Annotated in this window: 23 protein-coding genes, 1 rRNA gene and 1 pseudogene; 4 read left to right on the plus strand and 21 right to left on the minus strand. The window is 51.1% G+C overall.

All coding sequences use genetic code 11. The annotated features are described in order from the left end of the window. A 16S ribosomal RNA gene (locus tag ACFQ2I_RS14125) occupies positions 1–62 on the minus strand; the annotation flags it as partial. A gap of 529 nt (positions 63–591) precedes the next feature. Beyond that, a complete protein-coding gene (locus ACFQ2I_RS14130) occupies positions 592–1467 on the minus strand; it encodes a nucleotidyltransferase-like protein (protein WP_377565053.1) in 876 nt (291 codons plus the stop codon). 171 nt (positions 1468–1638) lie between these two features. On the opposite strand from ACFQ2I_RS14130, the gene ACFQ2I_RS14135 reads away from it, so the two are divergent. Next, a complete protein-coding gene (locus ACFQ2I_RS14135; protein ID WP_377565055.1) occupies positions 1639–2007 on the plus strand; it encodes a YgzB family protein in 369 nt (122 codons plus the stop codon). Between the two features lie 63 nt (positions 2008–2070). On the opposite strand, the gene ACFQ2I_RS14140 is transcribed toward ACFQ2I_RS14135, so the two are convergent. The 9 genes from ACFQ2I_RS14140 to ACFQ2I_RS14180 form a co-directional block, all read right to left on the minus strand. Further along, positions 2071–3801, minus strand: a complete 1731-nt coding sequence (locus ACFQ2I_RS14140) for a glycosyl hydrolase family 18 protein (RefSeq protein ID WP_377565057.1) — start codon at positions 3799–3801, stop codon at positions 2071–2073. A 189-nt stretch (positions 3802–3990) separates the two neighbouring features. After that, the gene (gene perR / locus ACFQ2I_RS14145) at positions 3991–4422 is read right to left on the minus strand and encodes a peroxide-responsive transcriptional repressor PerR (protein WP_377565059.1); all 432 of its coding nucleotides are present in this window, start codon (positions 4420–4422) and stop codon (positions 3991–3993) included. Between the two features lie 32 nt (positions 4423–4454). Next, the gene (locus tag ACFQ2I_RS14150) at positions 4455–6227 is read right to left on the minus strand and encodes a DUF6677 family protein (RefSeq protein ID WP_377565061.1); all 1773 of its coding nucleotides are present in this window, start codon (positions 6225–6227) and stop codon (positions 4455–4457) included. Positions 6228–6339: 112 nt separating this feature from the next. Continuing rightward, the gene (gene gatB, locus ACFQ2I_RS14155) at positions 6340–7782 is read right to left on the minus strand and encodes an Asp-tRNA(Asn)/Glu-tRNA(Gln) amidotransferase subunit GatB (protein ID WP_377565063.1); all 1443 of its coding nucleotides are present in this window, start codon (positions 7780–7782) and stop codon (positions 6340–6342) included. Positions 7783–7816: 34 nt separating this feature from the next. Then, positions 7817–9274, minus strand: a complete 1458-nt coding sequence (gene gatA, locus ACFQ2I_RS14160) for an Asp-tRNA(Asn)/Glu-tRNA(Gln) amidotransferase subunit GatA (protein WP_377565065.1) — start codon at positions 9272–9274, stop codon at positions 7817–7819. A 34-nt stretch (positions 9275–9308) separates the two neighbouring features. Then, entirely contained in the window at positions 9309–9596 is a 288-nt protein-coding gene (gene gatC, locus ACFQ2I_RS14165) for an Asp-tRNA(Asn)/Glu-tRNA(Gln) amidotransferase subunit GatC (protein ID WP_377565067.1), read from the minus strand. A 126-nt stretch (positions 9597–9722) separates the two neighbouring features. Beyond that, the gene (locus ACFQ2I_RS14170; RefSeq protein WP_377565069.1) at positions 9723–10100 is read right to left on the minus strand and encodes an ATPase; all 378 of its coding nucleotides are present in this window, start codon (positions 10098–10100) and stop codon (positions 9723–9725) included. A 149-nt stretch (positions 10101–10249) separates the two neighbouring features. After that, positions 10250–10999, minus strand: a complete 750-nt coding sequence (locus tag ACFQ2I_RS14175; protein ID WP_377565071.1) for a GTP pyrophosphokinase — start codon at positions 10997–10999, stop codon at positions 10250–10252. A gap of 97 nt (positions 11000–11096) precedes the next feature. Continuing rightward, positions 11097–11906 (minus strand): phytanoyl-CoA dioxygenase family protein, encoded by an 810-nt coding sequence (locus ACFQ2I_RS14180; RefSeq protein WP_377565073.1) that lies wholly within the window; start codon positions 11904–11906, stop codon positions 11097–11099. 222 nt (positions 11907–12128) lie between these two features. On the opposite strand from ACFQ2I_RS14180, the gene ACFQ2I_RS14185 reads away from it, so the two are divergent. After that, the gene (locus tag ACFQ2I_RS14185; protein WP_377565075.1) at positions 12129–12899 is read left to right on the plus strand and encodes a helix-turn-helix domain-containing protein; all 771 of its coding nucleotides are present in this window, start codon (positions 12129–12131) and stop codon (positions 12897–12899) included. A 20-nt stretch (positions 12900–12919) separates the two neighbouring features. Here the strand turns inward: ACFQ2I_RS14185 and ACFQ2I_RS14190 are convergent, their stop codons facing one another. From ACFQ2I_RS14190 to ACFQ2I_RS14200, 3 genes are read right to left on the minus strand one after another with little or no spacing between them, the layout of a single operon-like run. Further along, complete coding sequence (locus ACFQ2I_RS14190; protein WP_377565077.1) at positions 12920–13930, minus strand: Gfo/Idh/MocA family protein; 1011 nt, start codon at positions 13928–13930, stop codon at positions 12920–12922. 58 nt (positions 13931–13988) lie between these two features. After that, entirely contained in the window at positions 13989–14837 is an 849-nt protein-coding gene (locus ACFQ2I_RS14195) for a sugar phosphate isomerase/epimerase family protein (protein ID WP_377565079.1), read from the minus strand. A gap of 49 nt (positions 14838–14886) precedes the next feature. Then, positions 14887–15531 (minus strand): carbohydrate-binding family 9-like protein, encoded by a 645-nt coding sequence (locus ACFQ2I_RS14200; protein WP_377565215.1) that lies wholly within the window; start codon positions 15529–15531, stop codon positions 14887–14889. Between the two features lie 186 nt (positions 15532–15717). Here ACFQ2I_RS14200 and ACFQ2I_RS14205 point away from each other — a divergent pair, with 186 nt between their 5' ends. Continuing rightward, complete coding sequence (locus tag ACFQ2I_RS14205) at positions 15718–16623, plus strand: helix-turn-helix transcriptional regulator (RefSeq protein ID WP_377565081.1); 906 nt, start codon at positions 15718–15720, stop codon at positions 16621–16623. A gap of 24 nt (positions 16624–16647) precedes the next feature. Then, complete coding sequence (locus ACFQ2I_RS14210; RefSeq protein ID WP_377565083.1) at positions 16648–18252, plus strand: extracellular solute-binding protein; 1605 nt, start codon at positions 16648–16650, stop codon at positions 18250–18252. A 31-nt stretch (positions 18253–18283) separates the two neighbouring features. On the opposite strand, the gene ACFQ2I_RS23865 is transcribed toward ACFQ2I_RS14210, so the two are convergent. The 7 genes and pseudogenes from ACFQ2I_RS23865 to ACFQ2I_RS14240 all read right to left on the minus strand — a co-directional run bounded on the left by ACFQ2I_RS23865 (position 18284) and on the right by ACFQ2I_RS14240 (position 24420). Then, positions 18284–18421, minus strand: a complete 138-nt coding sequence (locus ACFQ2I_RS23865) for a hypothetical protein (protein ID WP_449290080.1) — start codon at positions 18419–18421, stop codon at positions 18284–18286. Between the two features lie 94 nt (positions 18422–18515). Next, positions 18516–18665: pseudogene (locus ACFQ2I_RS23870) on the minus strand (beta-galactosidase); the annotation flags it as partial. Positions 18666–18707: 42 nt separating this feature from the next. Further along, positions 18708–20228 carry a sulfatase family protein gene (locus ACFQ2I_RS14220; protein WP_377565085.1) on the minus strand — a complete coding sequence of 507 codons (1521 nt, stop codon included), beginning with the start codon at positions 20226–20228 and terminating at the stop codon, positions 18708–18710. A 32-nt stretch (positions 20229–20260) separates the two neighbouring features. Next, entirely contained in the window at positions 20261–21088 is an 828-nt protein-coding gene (locus tag ACFQ2I_RS14225; RefSeq protein ID WP_377565087.1) for a carbohydrate ABC transporter permease, read from the minus strand. Between the two features lie 3 nt (positions 21089–21091). Next, positions 21092–22036, minus strand: a complete 945-nt coding sequence (locus ACFQ2I_RS14230) for a carbohydrate ABC transporter permease (RefSeq protein ID WP_377565089.1) — start codon at positions 22034–22036, stop codon at positions 21092–21094. A 74-nt stretch (positions 22037–22110) separates the two neighbouring features. Further along, on the minus strand, positions 22111–23583 hold the full coding sequence (locus ACFQ2I_RS14235) for an ABC transporter substrate-binding protein (RefSeq protein ID WP_377565091.1): 1473 nt from the start codon (positions 23581–23583) through the stop codon (positions 22111–22113). A gap of 87 nt (positions 23584–23670) precedes the next feature. Then, positions 23671–24420, minus strand: a complete 750-nt coding sequence (locus ACFQ2I_RS14240; protein ID WP_377565093.1) for a response regulator transcription factor — start codon at positions 24418–24420, stop codon at positions 23671–23673. Positions 24421–24515: the final 95 nt, after the last annotated feature.

The raw sequence follows: 24515 nt of genomic DNA on the forward strand, positions 1-24515 counted from the left end.
ACTTGCATGTATTAGGCACGCCGCCAGCGTTCGTCCTGAGCCAGGATCAAACTCTCCATAAAAGAAGTTTGACTTGCTCATTACTTATATTGCTTTTCCATTAATTCGTTAGAATTAACAGGGCAGTTTCGCTCGTTGTTCAGTTTTCAAGGAACAATCTCTTTCCCTCTTGCGTATCGCCAATGTCTCAGCGGCGACTTTTATAATATATCACAGGTGCCTAGGACATTGCAAGTACTTTTTTTCTTTTTTTCGACATCTTCCGTCGTGAATCGAATCTCCTTACTCTGCTCGATACGGCGACAACTAATATAGCACATTGGTTTACACGCGGTCAATTTCTTTGATGATATTTATAGAAGGAACAAATCACCTGACGGATGACAGGATTGCTGTTCATACCTTTGACATTTCGTTCCCCACATTTAACGGTTGCCATTAAGCTTATTCTCTCTCAGTTTTCACTTTTATTGCTGTAACGCGTTCCAGAAGGCTTACTTCTCACTTTGACGCGCGATAACGCGCTCTATAAGTGTGATTGCATATCCAATCCTTGAAACCAATTGTATTCGAAATGACACGCCTGCCTCGCTAATGCCCCACGACATAACGAAGCTCTATTTCCCCATTTGCCGAATTGTCCTGCATAACGACCACTTCTTTCAAATAAGAACGCTTTACCAGCTTTTGAATTACTAATGAGAGCTCTACACCCAATCGTTCAATGTCAGGGTAAGCCTGAAGCTCCGCAATGCTCCACGGTTCCTCTCTCCCTTGCATAATTCTGAACAACATGTTGCAGCACGACTTCATCTTGCTCATAACCGAGAACTCGCAAGCCAGCATGACAAGCTGCACACGCTGCTCCAGCGTCTCCGGACTCGCTGTCAGTTCTTCAAATAACTTGTATACTCCAGGATGTACACGTTTTATTTGTTTCCATACGGTTAGCTCCGGATGTTTTCCTTCTTCAACCAGTACGATGTGTGCCCAATGCTGGAGCGCAGTAAGCACATGCCCATATGCATCCAATAGATGCCCGTCAAGCAAGTCCTGCTTGGCATGCAGGTACGTTCTAAGAAATCCTATGAACTCCACCAGTTGCTTTTGCTCGCGCATAGCTTCAGGAAATGACAGCAGCTGCTCACGAATACCTGCCAAATAACCGTCGCGATCCAACACAATCTCCCCCCGGACCAACCACTCAATAATATTGCGGTTTTCCCCGCTGGCAATCCACCTTTGCAATTGCGATTTATGAACTGTTCGAATTAACGTTCTCTCTCCATTATATTGAATATGCTCTGTACTTTCTTTCACATTATCTCCCGCTGCAATAAGAAGAACTAGCAAATCAAGCCCGTCTATTAATGGATTGTAAGGATAAGGATTTTTGACAACGGTTAAAGCAAGCAAGTCGGACTGCTGACCAAATATATCATTGAAATAGGATTTATACTGTTCCACTAGCGCCTCCGTATAGCTAATAGCTCATATTTAGGCTATAATATTAAATGCAGTACTTTCTTTTTCGACAGATCGGTTATATATTCCTGCTTTTTTATGTTGGAATTTCTGTCTTTTTGATTCCATTCATGTATTAATTTGAAGGATATAAATATGGGAAGGATATGAACAATGAAACGATTTTTTTTCAAGTCAGCTAAAATTAACGAATTTCGCCTATGGGGCCTTGTCTTTACAATGGTCGGAATGGGAATTATGATACTTGGCACAGCTGGAATCTTGTTATGGGGACAAGCGGGCAAGATTTTTGCAGCAATATTCATGGTATTGGGCATGATCTCTTTGCTCGTCAGCGTAGCCGTCTATTTTTGGGCCGGTATGCTGTCGACCAGCGCTACTATGCTGACGTGTCCGGAATGCAATCGACAGACGAAGATGCTTGGCACGACAGACCGTTGCATGTTCTGCCGCACCATGCTGACCTTCGATCCATCCCAGGCTAACGCACACCCCGCCAAGCAACAGCAAGCGAACACATGAGATTCGGTATGTAAATAAGTCCCCTTCAGGCAATTACTGAAGGGGACTCTTTTTAAATATATATTATGGCCTTTTTGTCAAAGCTTCGTCGATAGTACTCCATATAGCGGGAGTCTGGAACGAGCGCGCCCACGTCGCCACTCCGGCAAGATCATATTTCCTCACGATATCTACCCTGGCCCGCATGGATACATCATCCTCCAGCCAGATCCGCTTCAACGCCCCATCTTCCTCGTACTCCACGTAGTTCTGGCCGGCAACCTCATCGAATACTGGCTTAAGGTCCTTCTCCTCCACAATCGCCTTTACACTCTCCATGCCGATTGCCTTCGAAGAAACTTTCACTTTGCCTTGTTCGTCCTTCTGCTCGGTCCATACACGGGTATAGAGCGGCATGCTTAGAACAAGCTTCTGAGCAGGTACGCCATCCTCCTCCAGTATTCTGGCAACGGAATGATCCGTCCAAGGAATCGAAGCTACGGAGCCCGCCTTCGGACTAGCTGCCCAATGCTCGTCGTACGCCATCACCATCATATAATCGACCACTCGTCCAAGCGATTCCCGATCCAGGAATGCCGACCACATCTCACTGTTGGATTTGGGTGTAACATCGATGGATACAACCAGCCCTTGCTCATGCAACAACGGAGTGAGCTCCTTGACGAATTGAACAAGGTTCTCCTTATCCTTCGTATATACATTTTCGAAATCAATGTTGATGCCTTGCAGATCATATAGTTCAGCGAAGGCGATCAACTGCTGAATCATGGAGAAGCGCGTTTCCACCTTGGACAGCGCCTCTGTCGTCTGATCCGGTTCAAATCCGTTATTGAACAGCGCCCATACTTGATACCCGCGTTCATGCGCCCATTTCACATAGCCGGGGTCCGCTTTCCCTTTAATCGTCCCTTGGCTGTCAACCAGCTCGAACCAGGTCGGGCTAACCACATTTACGCCAGGCATGTCACCGATTTTCGTATAATCGATTTTACGGTTGTAGACGGCTTCCCACGTCATATTAATTTTATGACCCATCACTTTCCAAGGTACGAACTTCGGCTCCCGCTCCGTCTCCGGTATTCGTTCAATCGCTGTCAACTCAGCATGCTTCTTGTTAAGATAGCCGATATGACCGGCACTGTCCTGAACGAGCAGCCATCCGTCCTGTTCGCTCCATATTCGCACCGTCTCCCCGTACGGGATGCGAAGCAGATACGGCTCGCGGATGGATGGCGCCGATCGAAGCGGTGCGTCGTCCGAAGATACATCCGCTTGCTGTATGACATTGCCCTCTCTCAGAAGAGTAACGATGCCGCTTCCTTCATCATACTCCGCCCTGAATCCGTATAGTTCTTCTAACGGTTCCATCGGAATGTAGACAATATCTTCCGCAACCTCCGCAGCAATCGACAGCGTATACGGCTTCTGATTAATCATACCCGTCAGAGCATCCGTCTTGAGGCGCAGCACTTTGTCAAGCGTCGTCATCACCAGCGTACCGGTCTCCTGTTCATAATGTATAGGCTTGTCCGCAGCAAGAATCCCATCCAGCAGCGGCAGAGGAAGCAACACATTGCCGTTCTGGATTAATGCACCGTGCTTCTGCTCAACGCCCTGCATAATAATGGGATGCTCCGATGAATAACTGGGATCTATTTTTTCCTTGCTGGGAATGTATTTCATATAACCCAGCCATCCTATCGTAGCCAGTGCAACTGCGATAAATATAGCAAAGAATAAACCTAATCCGCCTCTTCTTCTCTGTCGCGACGGTCGATGATATACCGTTTCCAACTTTCTCTCCTCCCATGTCCAACCCGATATCTCTCCCTATAGCTCCGCTCCACATTCCCTAGTTTCACCCAATCTTCTTGGTGCTGAAAACCGTGTCTTTCTAACACGAACTATAAGCAAACAAAAACGTGCAGTGTAGCGCACAATCGCTTACCGGCACGTTCTTGAGCCATGCATATTCAAATACGCTTAATTGTCCTTGGTGTTGCAAGCGGCACAGACGCCATAAATCTCCATTCTATGTCCCTGAACGACAAAGCCCGTCTCGCGAGACGCCACTCTCTCCACCTCAAGCAATGGCGGATAGCCGAAGTCAACAATTTGCCCGCAGCCCTTGCATATCGCGTGATAATGATCGGACAAATCGGCGTCGAACCGACTGGAATCATCACCGTAAGTCAGCTCGCGAATCAAGCCCGCTTCCACAAATAGCCGCAAATTATTATATATTGTAGCAACACTCATGCTTGGATAAGCAGGTGAGAGCGCCTTATAAATCTCATCCGCTGTGGGATGCGACTTGGTATCCATTAAGTAGCTTAAGATGGCGTGCCGCTGCGGGGTCATGCGAACGCCATTCATCTTCAGTTGCTCCAAGGCCAAATGTACGTTGGCTGCCATTCCCCTCACGCCTTTCTTTAGAGTCATTATTATTATTGTACGTTCATCGTTCCGAATTTGTCAATGAAAGCGCCTTGCAAGTTCTCCCTTAACGGCAATAATGTTATGCTGTTAGTCGCGTTAATCTGAATCCTGTACGTCCCGTCTCCAATCATTCCCCGTACAGCTTTTCCGCTTTTTCTCAGAGGTAATTCCGAATTAATATTACCGAAAGTTACCGATCCGTACATCGTGTAATGGCCCTCCTCGGGAAGCATCAATACGATCTCTCCCACCGAGCTGTCCAGATCCCAATCTGCTCCCACGACTGAGCTTGTTACATGTATGCCGCCATTGAGTGTATCTGCTTTTATAGATGAAGCCGCATCAATAATCACAATGTCCCCATTCTTCGTCTCTGCCTCAATATCGCCTTGGATCATCGACAGCTCGATACTTCCGTTGGAGGAATTGGCATGTAACAGTCCACCACTTATATTACGCGCTTCGATAATGCCATTTTTCGTATTTAGCCTCGTTATCCCGCTGATGGATTTCGCTTCAATATCGCCATGTTTGCTCTGCACCGTCAATGAGCCTGTCAGATTGGATACTTCTACAAGGCCACTGTTGCTTTTAATGACCGCCCCGCTCTCCAAGACCACTCCTTCGAGGGATACAGACCCGTTTTCGGCTTGAATTTCAAGCTTTTTGATCCCTCTGGGCACGACCAACTGCATGTTTATTTTCGGTTTGCGGTTGCCGCTTGCGCCATAGGTTTTCCCTTCGCTTTGGAAGAGCACCTCCGCTCCCGTCGAAGTCTTCACAGTTGTGTGCTCGGCTACAGCATCCGCTTCCGCTTGATCAGATACGTCTATCCATACCGCGGTATGCAACTCGATGTCCCGTGCAGTACCGCTTCGTACGACAACATCTCCGTTATCGCTCTTTATTCTAATAATAGAGACACTTTCATTCGCAGGCACCTTCACGATAGGCCGCTCATAATGGAAGCCCCGTTCTTCGCCGTACTCCACGTATCCGTTCACATCAACATTGAACTGATGCAGTAGTTTGGCCGGATATCCGGCATACTGTGTAACAGAGTAAGCGACGACAGCAACCACCAGGGCCGCGGGTAGTCCTAAGGCGTCAATCCGCACCCTCTTGGAACGCCTCCGCCATATTGTACTGTATAGAATCATCTCTAACCCTAGCAATAAAAATAAAATCGGCCACCACTCCAACAGCTTGATGATGGCATTCCGGTCTTGCCACTGACCCCATAGTAGCAGTACGCCTACTATTGTCATAGTCAGCACTGCGGTAATGCGACCGAATGTGAACATCGGAAGAAAGACCCTCTTACTCCGAATCGCCAACCAGACGGCAGACAAAATGAGTAGCGGTCCAACACTCAGTTCCGCCAGTTCGTTCATCCACGGAATAAGCGCTGCTGGAGGTTTTAACAGGAACATTGCAAGCACTCCTATAACGAGCAGCATGACGCCATGCACCAGTGTAATCGCACGCTCTCCCTCATTATCGCCGGCTCGCCCCGACTCCTTGCACTGCAGAGCGTCAAACACGCTGTAGAAGTAGAAGCAAGGCAGCAACAGTCCCAAGTAAACGATAAATAGCAAATGCCTTCCGCCATCGGAGTAAGCAAGACGAAAAATTGCAGTAAAATTAAGAAACAAGCCCGACATGATGAGCAAGCCTTTCGCATAGTAGCCGTTATAGACATGCCCGAGTCCCGGCATCAGGAAAGCGAGTAGAGCGGTAAGCCAGCTTCTCTTGCCCTTGCCTTGCACAAGCTCTTTCACGCTATCCCTCCCCCTGATGTTTTTACTTGTCAATCGCCTGTATGCCTATTTTAGCAGCAAAAATGCAAAAACGCGATTCATTCGCAAAGGAATAAATCGCGTTCTATTGCCATTAGCCGTTCAGACGCTCTACGAGCATTTTGTTGATCAGTCCCGGATTGGCCTTGCCCTTCGTTTCTTTCATAATTTGGCCGACGAGGAAGCCAATCGCCTTCTGCTTTCCAGCTTTGAAGTCTTCTACGGACTGCGGGTTACGCTCGATAATGGTATCCACAATGCCAAGCAGAGCGCCCTCATCGCTAATTTGAACAAGACCTTGCTCCTCCACGATCTGTCCTGGCAGCTTGCCGCTCTCCAGCATAGCCTTGAACACCGTCTTGGCAATCTTGCCGCTAATCGTTCCCTTCTCCAGCAGCCCGATCATCTCGCCAAGTCCTTGTCCTGTCAGACTAACGTCAGACAGCTCCTTGCCGTTACCGTTCAAGTAAGCCAGCAGATCGCCCATAATCCAGTTCACAACCGCCTTGGCGTCCTTCGTATAGGAGAGGCTGTCTTCGAACAGGTCGGCAAGCCCCATGGAAGCCGTAATCACGTCCGCATCGTAGGAAGACAGTCCGTAATCCGCCTCATAGCGCGCCTTGCGCGCATCGGGAAGCTCCGGGATGCTCTTGCGCACCTCTTCCTTCCACTCTTGGCTAATATGAAGGCGAACCAGATCAGGGTCCGGGAAGTAGCGGTAATCATGTGCCTCTTCCTTGCCGCGCATGGAGAATGACTTGCCGACCGCATCGTCGTAACGTCTCGTCTCCTGTACGACCTCGCCGCCGCTGTCCAGAATTTCCGCTTGGCGGAATTGCTCATATTCCAATCCGCGCTGCACGCTGCGGAACGAGTTCATATTCTTCAGCTCAGCACGCGTACCGAACTCCTTCTGACCATAAGGACGCAAGCTGATGTTGGCGTCGCAGCGCAAGCTGCCTTGCTCCATCTTCACGTCGGATACATCGCAGTACTGCATGATAGCACGCAGCTTCTCGAGGTATGCCTTCGCTTCCTCAGGCGTACGGATATCCGGTTCCGATACGATCTCGATGAGTGGCGTTCCTACCCGGTTGAAGTCTACCAGCGAAGCATAGCCGCCGTCTACATGCGTTAGCTTGCCCGCATCTTCCTCCAGATGCACGCGGGTAATGCCGATCCGCTTCGTCTCCCCGTTCACTTCAATGTCAATCCAGCCATGCTCGCCAATGGGCTGATCATATTGCGAGATCTGATAAGCTTTCGGCGAATCGGGATAGAAGTAATTTTTTCGGTCGAACTTGCTTACGTCGGCAACCTGGCAGTTCAATGCCATGGAAGCTTTCATCGCGTATTCCACCGCTTGATGGTTAAGCACTGGCAGCACGCCGGGATGGCCCAGACATACCGGGCATGTATGAGTATTAGGCGGAGCGCCGAAAGCTGTGGAGCAGCCGCAGAAGATTTTGCTCTTCGTATGCAGCTCCACATGCACTTCCAATCCGACGACCGTCTCGTATTTATTCGCAACAGTCATTCTTATCGATCCTTTCGTATCCATTCGCTTATTATTACAGACTTGGACGCAGCTTGTGATGCTCCGTATTGGCTTCATAGGCATGAGCCGCGCGCAGCACCGTCGACTCCTGGAACGCCGGGCCGATAATTTGCAGCCCGATCGGCAATCCGTCCGCCATGCCGCACGGCACGCTAATAGCCGGAATGCCCGCAAGGCTGACAGGAATGGTACAAATATCGTTCAAGTACATCGTCAGCGGATTGTCCACCTGCTCCCCGATCCGGAATGCCGGAGTCGGTGCCGTCGGTCCCACGATTACGTCGTACTGCTTGAACACTTCATCGAAGTCGTTCTTAATCAGCGTACGAACCTTCTGCGCCTTCAAATAATACGCGTCGTAATAGCCGGAACTGAGTGAATACGTTCCCAGCATGATGCGGCGCTTCACTTCCGGTCCGAATCCCTGGCTGCGCGACTTGCGGTACAAGTCGATCAGATTGTCAGGATTATCCGCACGCACGCCATAGCGCACCCCGTCGAAGCGAGCCAGATTGGAGGAAGCTTCGGACGAGGCAAGCAGATAATACGCGGCAATGGCGTATTCCGTATGCGGCAGCGATACTTCCTCCCAGGTAGCGCCCATCGATTCGTATACGCGGAGCGCGTCCATAACGGCTTGCTTGACGCGAGGATCGATTCCTTCGCCCAGGTATTCCTTAGGCACACCAATGCGCAGCCCCTTCACGTCGCCGGACAAGGCGGAGGTGTAATCCGGAACATCCACATTCGCCGAAGTGGAATCGTTCTTGTCATAGCCTGCGATCGCCTGCAGCACGTAAGCGGCGTCCTCGACATTCTTCGTCAGCGGCCCGATGCTGTCGAGCGATGACGCGAAGGCGACAAGCCCGAACCGGGATACCAGTCCATAGGTTGGCTTCAAGCCGACGATGCCGCAATAAGCGGCTGGCTGCCGGATGGAGCCCCCTGTATCGGAGCCCAGCGAGAAGTAGACTTGTCCGGCTGCAACGGAGGCAGCGGAGCCGCCGCTGGAGCCGCCGGGCACATGATCCCGGTTCCATGGATTGCGCGTCGGGTGGAAGCTGGAATTCTCGTTGGAGCCGCCCATGGCGAATTCGTCCAGATTCAGCTTGCCGATTGTAATCGCTCCGGCTTCCTTCAGCTTGCGCGATGCGGTTGCATCATAGATGGGATCATAATTTTCAAGAAAGCGGCTGGCGCATGTCGTGCGAAGCCCTTCCGTTACGATATTGTCCTTGACGCCGGCAGGCAAGCCGAACAGGAGCCCCCGCTCCCCGCCCTTCGCCAACTGCTCGTCCATCCCGGTAGCTGTGGAACGGGCCTTCTCTTCGTTTAAAGTCAGGAACGCTCCTATCGCTTCCTCGGTTTCTTTAATTCTTGCATATGATGCGTCAACAAGCTCCGTCACGGAGAGTTGTCCATCCTTCAGCTTGTTATGTACATCCTGCAGGCGCAGATCAAACAGTGCCAACTGCAGTTCCTCCCTTCAAAAATAACCCTCTGTATTATTCCAGCACCGCCGGCACTTTAATTTGTCCGTCTTCTTCATCAGGCGCGTTCTGCAGCACCTTCTCAATCGGTAATGACGGCTTGACGACATCCTCGCGCATCACATTCGTGACGTTCAGCACATGGCTTGTCGGCTCCACATTGTCTGTATCCAGCTCATTCAGCTTCTCCGCGTATTTCAAGATCGCATTAAGCTGCCCGGTGAACTGCTCCTTCTCTGCGTCGGACAGCTCAAGACGCGCCAAATTCGCAACATGTTCGACATCCTTCAACGTTATGCTCATCAGAGTCTCCCCCTCTATACAGGTCATTCTTCCTATTATAGCCTACAATGATGGCGCTCAGCAACGCAGGACAAGCAGCGCAGCGAACAAAGAGGGACCAAGAGCGCAAGCGCTCTTCATCCCTCTTCAAATCCACGCCTTCAAATTCACCTGGCGAATGAAATCCTCCCGACTCGAAGGTTTCGTCTCGCCATCCTCCTCCGCCTCTTCCTTATCCCCGTTCATAATGCGGTAAAATAATTGCTCGTTATGGGTGGCTAGCGCATAATCGATAAGCGCTTCACGCTCAATCCTCTCCACTTCAAGCTCAACCAGCGTCTCTTCCAGCTCCACGTCTTCAGCGGGAACCAGAACGTTGCGATTGGCCTTCGGCACGCGTACAACATAGTTGAATACATTGTCGGCATTCCGGTCGTATGCGATAATATAGCCGTATTCGCCGATTGGCAGCTTCTGTTCGAATTGGTCAGCCACGATGACGACTTTGGCTCCAAGCTCTAGCATGAATTCAACTCCTATGTTCTCTTCTTTTGCTATAAATATATAACAATGCTTTCTATTATCCTACTAAAAATTGATTCTTGTGTCCATGAAGACGGAAAATTGCATTCCGCGACAAAAAAAGCCCCCTCCGAATGGAAAGGGGCCGTGAGCTAAGCATTTCTGTTGTCTTCGTTTGCAGCCGGAAGAGCGAACTGAGGGCTGTTCATCAGCAGCTTCGTCAGCTCCTCACCGTAATTCTCATCCTGATTCTCTTTCATAACCGAAATCTCGCGGTTCAGGCGTTCCATCTGCTTATCCAGACGATTGGCGGCGTCTGCTGCCTGCTTCAATTCCATCAGCAGACTGGTCGGGACGGACTGTGCGTATTTGTAGAAGATTTTGTGCTCGAGACTTGCCCAGAAATCCATTGCAATGGTTCGGACCTGGATTTCGACGCATACGTTTTCTTTGCCGTCGGACATAATAACTGGCACTTCCACGATCAGATGCAGACTGCGATAGCCGTTCGGCTTCGGATTTTTGATATAATCTTTTTCCTCTAGTATTGTCAGTTCGAACTGATTTTGCAACATATCTCGTATGCGATAAATATCGGGAATGAACGAACAAGTAATTCGCAAACCTGCAATATCTTTAATATTATTCTTAATGCTGTCCAATGAGATCGGAATGCCTTTTCGGCTAATCTTGCTCATCATGCTTTCCAGCGACTTCACACGGGACTTCGTATGCTCGATAGGATTGTAGTCATGCAAGAAGTGGAATTCTTCCTTCAGAATTTCAATCTTCGTCTCCAGCTCATTCAATGCGAACTGATACATCATCATGAACCGGGTGACTTCCGTCTTCAGCTTCTTGAATTGTTCCATCTGTAACTGGGTAACCGGTAAGTTATTCATACGTCTTCTCCTTCACGCTGAGAATCCAGCCTTACTCTCCTGACACTGAATTCTTCCATCATAGTATGAACGAAGACGCATTGCAAATTCACACTACTCAATGAGGATATACGTTCTGAAATTCTACGCCACATGGACCGCTGTCCATGTTCGCATCCACCTCGGCTACTGATCCGTCTGCATAATACAGCGGTCTGTAATATTGACCGATCTTCGTCGCCGAACTGTTGGCGTAGTGGCAGATGAATGCACGGCGGAAGCGGTCCTTCGTCTTATTCCGGTAGGAGCCGTGAATCAGGTTGCCGTTGAAGAAGAGCACATCTCCTCTTTCCATCACTGCAGGTACCGCTTTCTTGTCCTTGGGAGGCTTCACGAAGTGTGTCGTGAACGACTCCTTCGCATCCGCCAGGTCGGGACAGACAATGTCGTATTCATTCGTCTGCGGCACGACCAGCAGCCCGCCGTTCTCTTCATCAGCGGCATCGATCGCCGTCCAGGCCGCAATACAGTTGCCATCCTCCACCTTCAAGTAGAAGTTATCCTGATGCAGCGCCTGGCCTCTGGAGCCTGGAGGCTTGAAGTAGAACATGCTCTGCGCTGCGATTGCAGGTTCGCCGTATAAGTCCTCCAGAATGCGCATGACCGGCTTGTGAAGCATATATTTCATGGCGGTATCATTGAAGCGATGCGGATGCATGACGCGCGGATAACGCTTCAGGGGATCTCTCGTCTCACTATCCAGCTCCGGTTCAAAGTGCCCTGGAACGATTCGCTCACTTATCTCCTGAAATGTCGCGTCAATCTCCTCTAGCTGCTGCTTGGTGAACAACCCTTTCACAATAATATATCCCTGTTCCTCAAATGCACGCTTCTGTTCTTCTGTAAGTCCCATGAATTCTGCTGTCATTTTATAAACCTCCTATGCTTATTACACATGCTACATAAATTGACCTTCGCCGAAACGGTATGTTATTAGCATACTTACCAGATCTCATTGCGTGAAGCAACAATTCTGCTTATCTGTCACACTATTCTGCTATTGTTGCTTTCATAGCGGAAAGAGATCAGTTATAGTGGAGGGAACCAATCAAGAGGGAAACGCGAAATACTGACAGGAGGAGCACCTATTATGAAACATTCCTTGATCATTGCAGGTCACTTCCATGAAAAAGAGGATTATTTTGCCACTCGCGCCGCTGGAAGAGACGATTGGCTCATCGTATACACCGTTGAGGGTCACGGCGAATTTCATGTGCCCGGTGAATCGCTATTGTGCCAGGCCGGGGACGTGACCATACTAAGAGCCGGCACACCCCATCATTACGGAACATGCCGCGGGGAAGAGTGGCAGCTGCAATGGGCTCACTTTACTCCGTTACCGCAGCATCTGCCGCTGCTGCCATCTGGCAGTCTGACGAATCAGAAAGTGCCGGGCGATTCCGATCGACTCCGAATTCATCAAGCGTTCAACAGATTATTGGACGATTCCAGGAAGCGAGGCGGTTATTGGAATGAACTGTGCATGAATGCCTTGCAGGAGGTGCTGCTGCTGCTTGCGGAGCAGAGAAAGCAGCGATTGGACGGGAGAATCGCGGAGGTGATGCATACACTGGCTCAGCGGATGCATGAGCCCTTAAGCATTCCGGAGCTCGCGAAGCAAGTGGCGCTGTCTCCCTCTCGCCTCTCTCACCTGTTTAAAGAAAATACAGGGATGTCGATTATTGAATCGCTGAATACGATGCGAATTAGAGAAGCAGTACTGCTGATGGAGCATACCGATCTCAGTCTTGCCCAGATCGCCGACCGTGTCGGTTATCGCAATTACAATCACTTCGCGAGTCAATTTCAACAGCAGCTGGGGATGCCTCCCAGTGTTTACAAACAGAAGAGGGAGCGCTAGCGCCCCCTCTGGTTCTTTCCTTATAATTGTTCCAAAACGCCTTTACGGTCAGCGGAACGAATCTCCGCTTCGACGATATCCATCGTGTCGGCCACGCTCTCGGGAGAGCATACAACGACGGCTTCATTATTCTTCACAGCGTCTAGGAAGTAGCACAGCTCGCGGTAATAACCCGTATCTTCGGACAGCTCGGCTACGAAGCCTGCGTCTTCGTTCGGATTCACCTTCAACTGACCGTTCTCGAATACGAGATTGGCCCCTTCAAAGTTAACGCGATATACCATGGTGAAGCCAAAGTCGCCTTGCAGTGTCCAGTCTGACTGCGCATTGACGACCTTGCCGTCAGGATACACATAGTTGGTGGATACAATATCATAGGCGCCTTCTGTCAGCACGGTGCGCGCCAATGTGGATACCGCATCTGGCTTGCCGAACAACCAGTTGATCATATCCACATCATGTACATGCATATCCATCAGGTTGCCGCCGCTCTGGCTGCCATCTCTGTACCAGCCAAGCGGTGTCGAGCTGCCGCGGAAGAAGTAACCTGCCGTCACCGCTCCGTAGCGGCCGTCTTCGATGCAAGCCTTCAAGTACTCATAGGCCGGCCAGAAGCGCAGGCATTGTCCGATCATCAGCTTCTTGCCGGTCCGCTCCGACGTTTCCGCCATGCGGCGGGCGTCCTCTGCTGTTCTGGCCATCGGCTTCTCACAGAATACATGGATGCCGCTCTCCATCAGACGGATTGCAACATCCGCATGAAGAGGAGTCGGCAACGCAATATCCACGATATCGAATTGCTCGCTGGCAAGCATGGCGTCAATATTGTCGTAGAGGTTGTATGTGCTCAGATCATAGACATCGCGACCTGTATCCAGATTTGTCCATACTTTGCTGTTCTTTAATTCTTCGATGCGAATATCGCAGATAGCTGTCAGTTTGATGTTAGCGCCTTCCTTCATCAAGCGCTCGTAATTGTCCAGATGCATACGCCCCATGAACCCGAATCCGATAAGTCCTACTTTCAGCATGTGAGGTCACTCCTTCAGTTTTGTAGATATGGATCCATTGCTGACAGCAATGGTCGTCTTAGCGCTCCGTGCGGCCGAGGATAGCATCCATCGCACCGGAAGTGTTATAAATGATTTGATCTGTATACGTTTTGTAAGATGGAATCATCTCAGCCGTTACATAGTTGTCATAACCGATCTCCTTGAGCGCCGCTACAACTGCCGGGTAATCCACGTCGCCTGCCAGCAGATCGACGAAGCCGTGCAGCCCGCCCGCCTCGCGGCGATAGTCTTTGAAGTGCACACGCTTGATGCGCTCGCCAAGAATGCGAACCCAATGCTCAGGGTAGCCGGAGTACAGGACATTGCCTACGTCGAAGTACGCACCTACGCGGTCTGACTGATGAGCGTCAATGAACGAACGCATCTCCAGCGGCGACAGCAGGAACTTGTTCCAGACATTCTCGATCGCGATGGATACGCCGGCACTCTCGGCATGCGGAACCAGGCTTCCGATCGCTTCCAGGGCGCGATCATATGCGCGCTCGTAATCAATGACAGCAGCGCCAGGAATGAAATCAACGCCTACTGCGCCTGGTATGACAAGAATCGCATCTACGCCCAGCCCTTGCGCGACCTCAATTTGCTTCTTGCACACGTCGACAGCCTTCGCCCGTGTTGTCGCGTCATCGCTTGTCATTGGATAATCCCAGTAAAGACCAGTTGCAAGTGAAGTAAGGGCAATGCCGGATTCGTCAATCATGGCGCGAACAGCATTGATCTCCTTGTCCGTCGCATCCAGTCCCAGCTCGCCCGATGCGTTCAGGGACAGCTCAATCCCTTCGAAGCCGGCCTTCTCAGCCAGCTCGATGCACTGCTGGATCGTCTTACCTTCTCTGAATGACCAAATGTTAATGCCTTTCTTCATCATTATCGCCTCCTGAATAATGTGTAATTCGTATGCCGCGTGGGCATTATCATGATATCAGTTCGAATGTTCCAAAGCTGGATGGCACATGATAATTCACTGCACCTGTAGGACGCCAAGCTTGATATTCCCGGTTGCCTTCGGCATCTTCGTCGATCCGGTAGAAGTTCAACTTCCAGCGGGCGCCTTGCTTCAGCCCATCCTTGAAGGCAGATGCCGGGAAGCAGATCACATAACGCAACAGATCATCGGACTCTCGCTCCACCGTCGTGCGCAAGCCATCGCAATTCCATTCTAAGTCCAGCTTGGCGACGGAATTCGCTCCCGAATTCTCCACCCTCGCATCGAAGATTACGTTATGAGGACTGATCTGGAACTCCATATAACGCTTGCCGTCTCCCTCTTCGTCGATGAATACTTCCACGACGTCCTGCTCATAGAGGGGCTCGTCCCGCTGCGTATAATCCGAGACGACGTGGCGGTCCTGGCACAGAAAGGTTACATATAACCACTCCGGACTCCAGCAGGCCTTGACCTCCGTCCATTCCTTGGTCGCTGCGCCCGTTACCGTATCTGTCAGGATGATGGCGTCGCAGACGCTCCAATCTACAACCCTGTCTCTCTCGCCATCGCGAGACAGATAACTGGCAGGTTTGCAGCGATATCCGTTGCTTGACTCGCTTGCTATGACTATCGCCTCCTTCTTTCGGCATAATCTTTTTAACGTATTCCGTCATTATTGATAAGAGCGCAAAAGTAAGCGATAATAGTTTTATATTACCCTTTGTACGGTATGATTTTCTTTAGCGAGATAAGATATTATTTGCACAATTCAGTTGTATAGTTATGAAAAGATTGGAAGAGGGAGCTATAGGCCGACATGATCGAAACGGATCTGCAATTTCCAAAACAACGGCAAGCGCCATTCCGGGATTGGTCGCCCAGTATTCATTATGCCCAGTATCAAAGAATGCCCAAGGGCCCGCTTGCCGAACGGAGGATTTATGACTTCGAGCTGCTTTATGTATGCCAGGGGGAAGCAGTAACGATAATGCAAGGCAAAGAATATAAGCTGACAACGGGCCAGCTCATCTTCCTGCCATCCGGAGTGTGGCATCGGAATGAGGTGTTGACAGAACCCGATGCGCGCTTCCTCGGCATTCACTTCGACTTCTTCGACGAGCTGGATATTCAACGTGAATCCGATATCATCTCTGATGGAGATGAAGTAGAGTGGGAGCGATTCGCTACGGAAGCGGTATGCGACAGCTTCCCGCCACTCTCTCATCAGCCCGTCTACACGCCGACGCTGGATTGTGTTCAATTGATGGATCAGCTAGTCCATGAATTCACGATGCGTCCGTTAGGCTACGAGCTGGCCTGCAAAGCGATTATGTTGAACATCCTCACTCATCTGCTGCGCTTGCCGGTATCGCGAGCTCGCTCTTATTCGTCCCAACATGCTCAGAAGCTGAAGGAGATTATCGAGCAGATCGAGCAGCACCCTTCCACGCCGTGGTCCAACAAAATGATTGCCGATCAGATGAAGCTGAGCATTGATCATACGGCCAAGTTATTCAAGGAAATTGCGGGACTTCCTCCCAATGAATTCATCCATACGATCCGCCATCGCGAAGCTAGAAGACTGCTAAGAGAGACGGATATGTCCATCGAGCGGATCGGCGAGCAAGTGGGGTACTCCGGCATCCACTACTTCAGCCGACTGTTCCGGCGTCATGAAGGCATATCTGCAACAGAGTATCGGAAGCTGTCCAAAGTGTTATAACGCCATTGCAAGGGAGGTTCATGTATGCCGCGTTCCAGGCTTGTCTTTGTTGTTGTAATTGCTGTGGTGCTCGCCGTCGCCGTATTGACGCTCCAGCGCGACCGCGCGACCTTACCCGATAGCGGGGCTTCTCATCAATCCCTAAGAGAACATATGGACGTCTCTATCGCTTTTTGGGATATTGGGAACGCATTCGAACCGAAGGATGACGTCTTGCAACATGTGGAGCAGAAGTTCAACATAACGATTGATCCCGTTCAAATTACAATGTCCGACTATAATCAGAAGTTGCTCATGTGGGCGACGTCGAACAAGCTGCCGGATGTATTCGCACACTCCATCGCCAGCGATTCCCCTGGCATCTACGACGAATGGATCAAGCACGGACTAATCCGGCCGTTGCCGGAGGATCTGACGCCATATCCTCACGTGGACAACATTGCCCAAATCCCCGATATCCGTCTGCTTAAGAAGAACAACAAGCTGTACATGCTTCCCAGAATCGGCTATCCAACGAATAGACTATGGATGTTGGAGAGAGTCGTATTTGTCCGCAGGGACTGGATGAAAGACGCCTTAATTCGGGAGATCCGCAGTTTTCATGAGTTTTCCAACATGCTGATCACCTTCAGCAACCGAAGATCCAGCGATGCGAACCACGACACGGTCGGCTTGACGGCTGCCGGCATGGGCTTTCTGTCATGGGCGCTGAGCCCGACATTTCCCCAATTCGCGGCGGGACAGTGGGTGCTTGAGGATGCGCAATGGATTCCGTTCTACGCCTCGCGCAAGATGGACGATGTGGTGATCCAGCTACGACAACTATACAGGGAAGGCGCACTGGATCAGAATTTTTATTATATGAAGGAAGACGATGCGGTAACCAAGTTCGCCCAGGGGCTCGCCGGCGCGCTCGTCTACCGCGCCACTCCGAATAGCCTGCGAGAACTGGAGGACAGATGGAATCAATATCAGACGGATACGAACTTCCATGACGCAGTGGACATCCTTCATCTATGGCCCGACGAGGAGGGGAAGCGCCATTACTATGTTGCGCAGACGTATTGGTCGGAGAGCTTCTTCAACGCCCGATTAAGCGACGAGAAGATGAACCGCATCCTCAAGCTCTATGATTACTTGCTGTCACCGGAAGGACAACGGCTGACGAGCTACGGCCTGGAGGGCATCGATTATGAGATGGACGGCGATCGCATCGTCATCACCCGCCCGATCGACGAAGCGACGAATAGGCCTATGCCGTTGCACGATACTTATCCTTCCGTGCCCATTCTCCGTTCATTGGCTTCATGGGGGAAGGAAACGTACTTTCGGCTGAACGAATCCAACAAAATGAATCTCGGCGAGAATAATATACGGAAGAGCCTGGCCGAGATGGAATGGCAGTTCAAGCATGCGGTAGCAACACCCGCTTACCATAAGATCAATTCGCTGTCCACGCCAGCCAAAGATAAGATCAGCACACTCATCAATCCGCTGGAAGATTTGATCAAGGTGACGATTGGCGACGGCGATCCGCTGCAGCTATGGCACAGCTACTTGGAGCAGTACCGTAAGTTGGGCTTGAACGACGCCATCGCCGAGGTGAATGAAGCGTTGCGGCAGCGATGAGGCTGCGTTAAGGTTCGTAAGTGCTATAGGATTACCAGTCACATATTGCGAGGTGAAAAGCCACCCGATCAGTAAGCAGATCGGCACGCTCGGTCATGCGCAACTCGCCGTAAGCCGTCTTCGCTATCGGAGCCGGCAGTTCGGCGGCGATGACGCCGAAGTGCTTCACCATCACCTCCCGCACAGCTTCGTACTTCGGCGTAATGTCGCACCATTCTGTCAGCGGCGCGTCGTAATCATAGCTTGTAACTGTAGGATCTGCACAGCAGCGCTACCAACCTCGGTATAAGCTCATCATAATACGCGTCCACCTTGGCCAAGTATCGCGGATCGCTGCAGCGAAGCGCCATCTTTAAGCCGAGCAGCCAGCCCGGCAGGCCTGCGAATTCCCACTCCGCGCATATATACGGGTTTTCTGTGTCCACTCTTGGTGCACCGATGGCGAGCGAAGGCAACTACGCCCCCGCCACTCTCGGAATGGGCAGTGGCTCCTTGCCAAGCTCTGCCCAGATGTACTTCATGAGCAGCTCCATCTTGAGCGGCTGCGCCCCCGGTACATCCCATAGATTGCGAAGCTCGCCCGGATCTTCCTGAAGATCGAATATTTCGCCGTACGTTTGCCCGTAATACACTGTTATTTTGTATCGCTTGTCCACATATGTCTTCTGATGCACCTTCGTCGGCTGCATTCGGTATTCGCATATAATATGGTCTCTCGCTGCACTCGACTTCCCTTCCCATACTCCCCGCTGACTGACGCCGGACATTGCGCGCGGCACTCCCAGTCCTGCGAAGTCTAGGAAGGTCGGCGACAGGTCTACAAGAGACTGCATCGCAGCCTGCGTCTTCCCGGCAGCCACGCCGCCTGGATAACGGACGATGAACGGCAGCTTTAGTACGTCCTCATAGTGGAAGCCGCCCTTGTCATGCAGTCCGTGCTGCCCATAGAAGTGTCCGTGATCTGTCGTGAATACCACGATCGTATTGTCCGCCAGCCCTAATTCGTCCAGCTTGTCCAGGATAGAGCCGATATACTTGTCCATCATACTAACCATCCCGAAGTAGACGGCCATATTGCGGCGGGCTTCCTGCTCGCCGATGCCAATATGGGAATGATAGCCAACTGAACCAAATTCCGTCTCCTTGTAAGACGAGAAGTCGGGATTCTCCTCCTGCGTCAAGCGGAAGTGCGGCGGATTGGCATCATGCTCACCTTCCGCGACAGCAGGCAGCGTCAGCTTGTCGGGATCGTACATCGTATCCCACGGCTGAGGCACAAGATACGGATGGTGAGGATCGAAGAAGCTCGCCCACATCATGAAGCTCTCATCATTCTCTTTATACCCTTCCAAGAGCGCATTGCAGCGCTCCGCAATCCATGAGTTATAATGATATTCCTCCGGTATAGCCCATGTATACTTCTCGTCAGGCGCCATCGTGCCGGTCGGGGCGAGGAAGTAGTCGCGCCAGTTGGCGCAGCCCTTCTCTTCCATCCATAATGCATAATGCTGTCCGACATGGGCTTCATTTGTATGATTGCGCGCCAGCTCCACATGATCGAATCCGTAGAACGGCCCGTGAAATTCCTTCCAGAACGGCAAATCCTGCAGAAGCGGGTAGGCTTCCAGAGAAGTGACCTCCTCCGTGGACTTTAGCGGCTGGAAGTGAGCCTTGCCAACCAACGAAGTGCGATAGCCCGCCTCCTGCAGATGATCGCCGACCGTCTTGCATTCCTCAGACAGCTTGGAGCCGATCGAGAATGCGCCATGCTGGCTGGGATACAATCCCGTGATGATGGATGATCGGGACGGCGTACAGGTTGGATTCGGACAATAGGCTCTAGTGAATGTCGTTCCCTCGCGCACCAGCCTGTCCAGATTAGGCGTCTTAATCTCGCTATTGAAAGCGCCGATTGTATCCCAATGCTGCTGATCGCTCGTAATGAGCAGAATGTTCGGTTTCTTCTTGTTGTTCATCGCTTGATCTCCTCCCCTTTCCCAGTGAACGACTATCCTTTAATCGCGCCAGCTACGCCTTCCACAAAATACTTCTGAAGCGCAATAAACACCGCAATAATCGGGATGACGGAGATCGTGGCCGCGGCTGCTAGTCCTGTATTGTCGGAGGAATACTGACCGACGAACGAGGAAATGCCGACGCTGAGCGTACGCAGCTCCGGATTATTCAAGGTGAATACAAGCGGCGTCAGGAAGGAATTCCACGTCCACATAAATTGCATGACGATAGTTGTAGCCATAATCGGCTTGGACAGCGGCAGCATGACCGAGACGAACGTACGGAAGAAGCCGGCTCCGTCCATCTCCGCCGATTCCTCCAGATCCTTCGGCAATCCTGAGAAATGTGCGGTGAACAGAAGAATGAACAACACATGCGCACCGCCGGATTCCGCCAATATAACGCCCGGCATCGTGTTAATGAGGCCCAACTCCAGAATAATCTGATATAGCGGAATAATCGTAAAGCCCTTCGGAATGACCAGCGTAGCCGTAATAGCAAGCATGAACAGCTTCTTGCCCCAGAAATCGACGCGCCCGAGCGCATAGCCGGTCATGGCGCACAGCACAACGACGATAGACACGGTGCTGACCGTCAGCACGACGGAGTTCTGAAAGTATTGGGAGAAGTTCGCCACTTCCCAAGCTCGGGTGTAATTGCTGAGATCCAGCTTCTCCGGAATAATGGACAGTCCGTTGCGGAAGTACTCCGTATTGGACTTCAGCGACGAAGAAACCATCCATACGAACGGATAAATCCAGATGATGCCCAGCAGTACTAATACGATATGCGTTATCTTGCGTCCAATTGATGATGTCATCTCTTATGCCCTCCGATCATTGGATCGCTTCACAATCCAGCCTAACGTAATGGAAATGACGAATATGACCATGCCGAAGAAAATGCCCGCCGCAGATGCGTACCCGACCTCCGGCATCCCAGCGCTTGTGCCTGAGAATGCGTAACGGTAAATGTATAGATCCACCACTTCCGTCTCGAAGCCCGGTCCGCCTTCGGTCATGACCTTGACCAGATCGAAGACGTGGAGGGAATTGACGACGGACAGGAGCAGAATCACTGCGCCGATCGGCATAAGCAACGGAATCGTCACATGGCGGAAGGCTTGCCATTCGTTGGCTCCATCGATCTTAACCGCTTCATACAATTCGTTCGGGATGGACTGAAGCCCGGCCAGCCAATACACCATCTTCATGCCGAACAGCTTCCAGCTCCCGACGAATATAAGCGCCCACATCGCAAGGTCGCCGTTCTCCAGCCAACGGATCGGATCGCCGATCAAGCCGAATTTCATCAGCATGCCGTTCACCAGACCGTTATGGTTGGCGAATACGTTACGCATAACAGCGCCTACGACTGCTGTCGTCGTGACGACTGGCAAGAAGTAGAGCGTCCGGTAGAACGTTCGTCCCTTCATCTTCGCATTGTTCAGTATGATGGCCATAACAAGTGCGGTAGGCAGCATGATGCCGACTGTGCCGATCATGTAGAGAAAGCTGTTTTTGAAGGCATTCCAGAACAAGGGGTCTTGGGCTACCTCCTTCAAATTCTGCAAGCCGACGAACTTGTTCATCGGACCGATGCCGCTCCAATCGTATAAGGAATAAATATAGCTCATCATGATCGGATACAACGTAAATACCGCAAACATAATCAGTTGCGGCAATATAAATATATAGGCCCACATACGCCGCTTCATTGCCCGCTTGCTTATGCTTCCTGCGCCAATTGTGACAGCCTTGGACATCATTTCCACCTCTCCCTCTATAATGATGCGCCTATCCACCGGTCAGGGGATAGGCGCATGAGTACTGCATTTCCGCATTAATACTTGTCTGCTGTGTAGTCCTCTTCCATCTTCCAATCCTTGAATATCCAGCGATCCTTACTTGCGCCCTTCACGCTTCCAAGCGCCTCTTCGAAGAATGCAGCTTGTTCGGCCGCGTAATCATTGAAGTACTTCTCCAAATTCAATTCGCCGCCTGCGAGGTAAGCTTGCACCGTGTTGCCGACAGGCAATCTCGTCTTCTTGCCCAGGAACTCCGTCATCACCTTCGCTTCAATGGGATCGATAACCGCTGCGTTGGGCTGAATTTTGATCGTGGCATTGTTAATATCGATCAACTGCTTGAATTTCGGATGAATGTCTGCCGTCTCATTCAGCTCGGAGATTGGGGACAGGCCGATATGCTGCTCCAGAATCATCGTATAGAACTTGTCGGTTAAGTAGGTCAGCCATTGTGTCGCTTCCTCGGCATGCTTCGTCGTGCTTGCGATTGCAACGCCGTTCGAAGCGCCGCCGAATGTGCCGAAGTACGGCAGCTTGCCGGATTGCGAAGGCAGCATCGCCACACCCAGATTCAGATCAGGGAAGTCTTGAATGAGCGATCTCAGATGCCATTGCCCGTCCATGAAGAATGCGGCTCGGCCGTCTCCGAACGTAGCGAGCGCATCGGGCAGCCCGGAAATCATCACGTTGGGGTCGAGCAAATCTTCATCCTTCATCGACTTCATGAACTGTACCGCTTGCACCATCGGCTCAGGCGTAACCATGACGCCCTTGTCCCACAAGAAGTTCTTATCTTCAATGCCCGGCATGGAGATGCCGCCGCCTTCTACAGTCGTCGCCAAATGCGAGATCAGCTGCTCCACGAACCAGGCGCCCTTGAAGCCAGTCGTCAGCGGGAACGTGTTCCCATCGACAGCATCCTTGATCTGCTTGGACTGCTGAATCAGTTCGTCCCACGTGACCGGGGGCTTCTCCGGATCAAGTCCTGCCTGCTCCAGAATATCCTTGTTGTAGAACATAACCGCGGCAGTGGACTTGAATGAGCTGTCAGGCCATACGTAGATGTCGTCTCCGATGATTGTGGAGCCCTCTACCCATGTGCCTTCGTCGAAGCGATCGGCGAACGCCGGCTCGAACGGAATAGGCTGCACCACCTCAAGCTCCTTCATTTGCGTCAAGGACAGATTGGGATGGACCTGGAACATGTCAGGCATGCTCCGCCCGGAGATGGCCGCTTGAATAGCCGACATATACTGGTCGATGGGATATTGCGTCACCTCTACGGTGATGCCGTCCGTATTCTCCTTATTAAATTGCTCTGCAATAGACTTGTAGAAGTCGAACGTCTCTGGGGTTCTGATCCACATACTCAGCTTGACGGGCTCCTTCGAACTTCCTTCATTTAAAGCGCCTTCAATCGAGCCCCCTGTATTGTTTCCTTTGCCGCATCCCGCAAGCAAGGAAAGCGCCATTACTGCCGTCAACCCGAATGCTAACGTTTTCTTCATTTTGTTGACCCATCCTCTCTGTTAGTTGAACACGCTTTCATTCTATCGCTATTTCAGCAGATTCGTAATGTAGGGGCTTTTTGCATTTTAGTATGTTTTTTTTGCTTCCAATCTCTTTCGGTATTCCTGTGGGGTTTCCTGATAGTATTTTTTGAACACTTGCGTGAAATAACGGGAATCGAAATAACCCACTTGCTCGGCAATAAATGCGATCTTGTGGGTAGGATCCGCCAGCAGAACCACAGCCCGTTCCATACGCAGATCCGTCAGATGCTTAATATAGGTACTGCCATTGGCGGCCGAGAACTTCCGGCTGAAGGCAGCCGCATTCATGTTCACACGTTCTGCAGCCTCTTCCAGCGAAGCTTCGCGGATGTGAACCGCCATCCATTGCTTCACATGATGAAGCCAACTCACGCTGTCGCCTTGGATGGAGGAGGCGCTGTGCGCATCGTGCTGACGCCTCTCGGATACATTGGTGCGCAGCCTCTCCAGTACGGCGCTTAGCTCCTCTTCCTCCAATGGCTTCGTCAAGTAATCGAATGCGCCAAGTCGAAGCGCATTGCGCGCATATTCAAATTCCGGAAATCCGGAAATAAATACAATACATAAATCGCCGAAATCTTTGCGTATCTGCTCCAGCAGCTTGATTCCGTCCATTCCGGGCATCTTGATATCGGAAAAAACCACATCGACCTGGCTGCTTGACAGTTGTTCAATGGCTTCAATGCCGCTGGCTGCCTCCCAGACCACTTCGAATTCGGGATGGCGATTGATTCTTCTCGTCAAGCTGTTGCGAAATAAAGTCTCATCTTCAATGACACTGACATAAATCATGCGAACACTCCTGCTCTATGCTGTAATGAACGTAGTGTATCACATTTGACCGCTACCGCTCACATTCGTTATGATGATTGGCAACGACAGCCTAA

It is taken from the genome of Paenibacillus chungangensis, assembly GCF_042675905.1.
In the GTDB taxonomy this organism is placed as follows: Bacteria; Bacillota; Bacilli; order Paenibacillales; family Paenibacillaceae; genus Pristimantibacillus; species Pristimantibacillus chungangensis.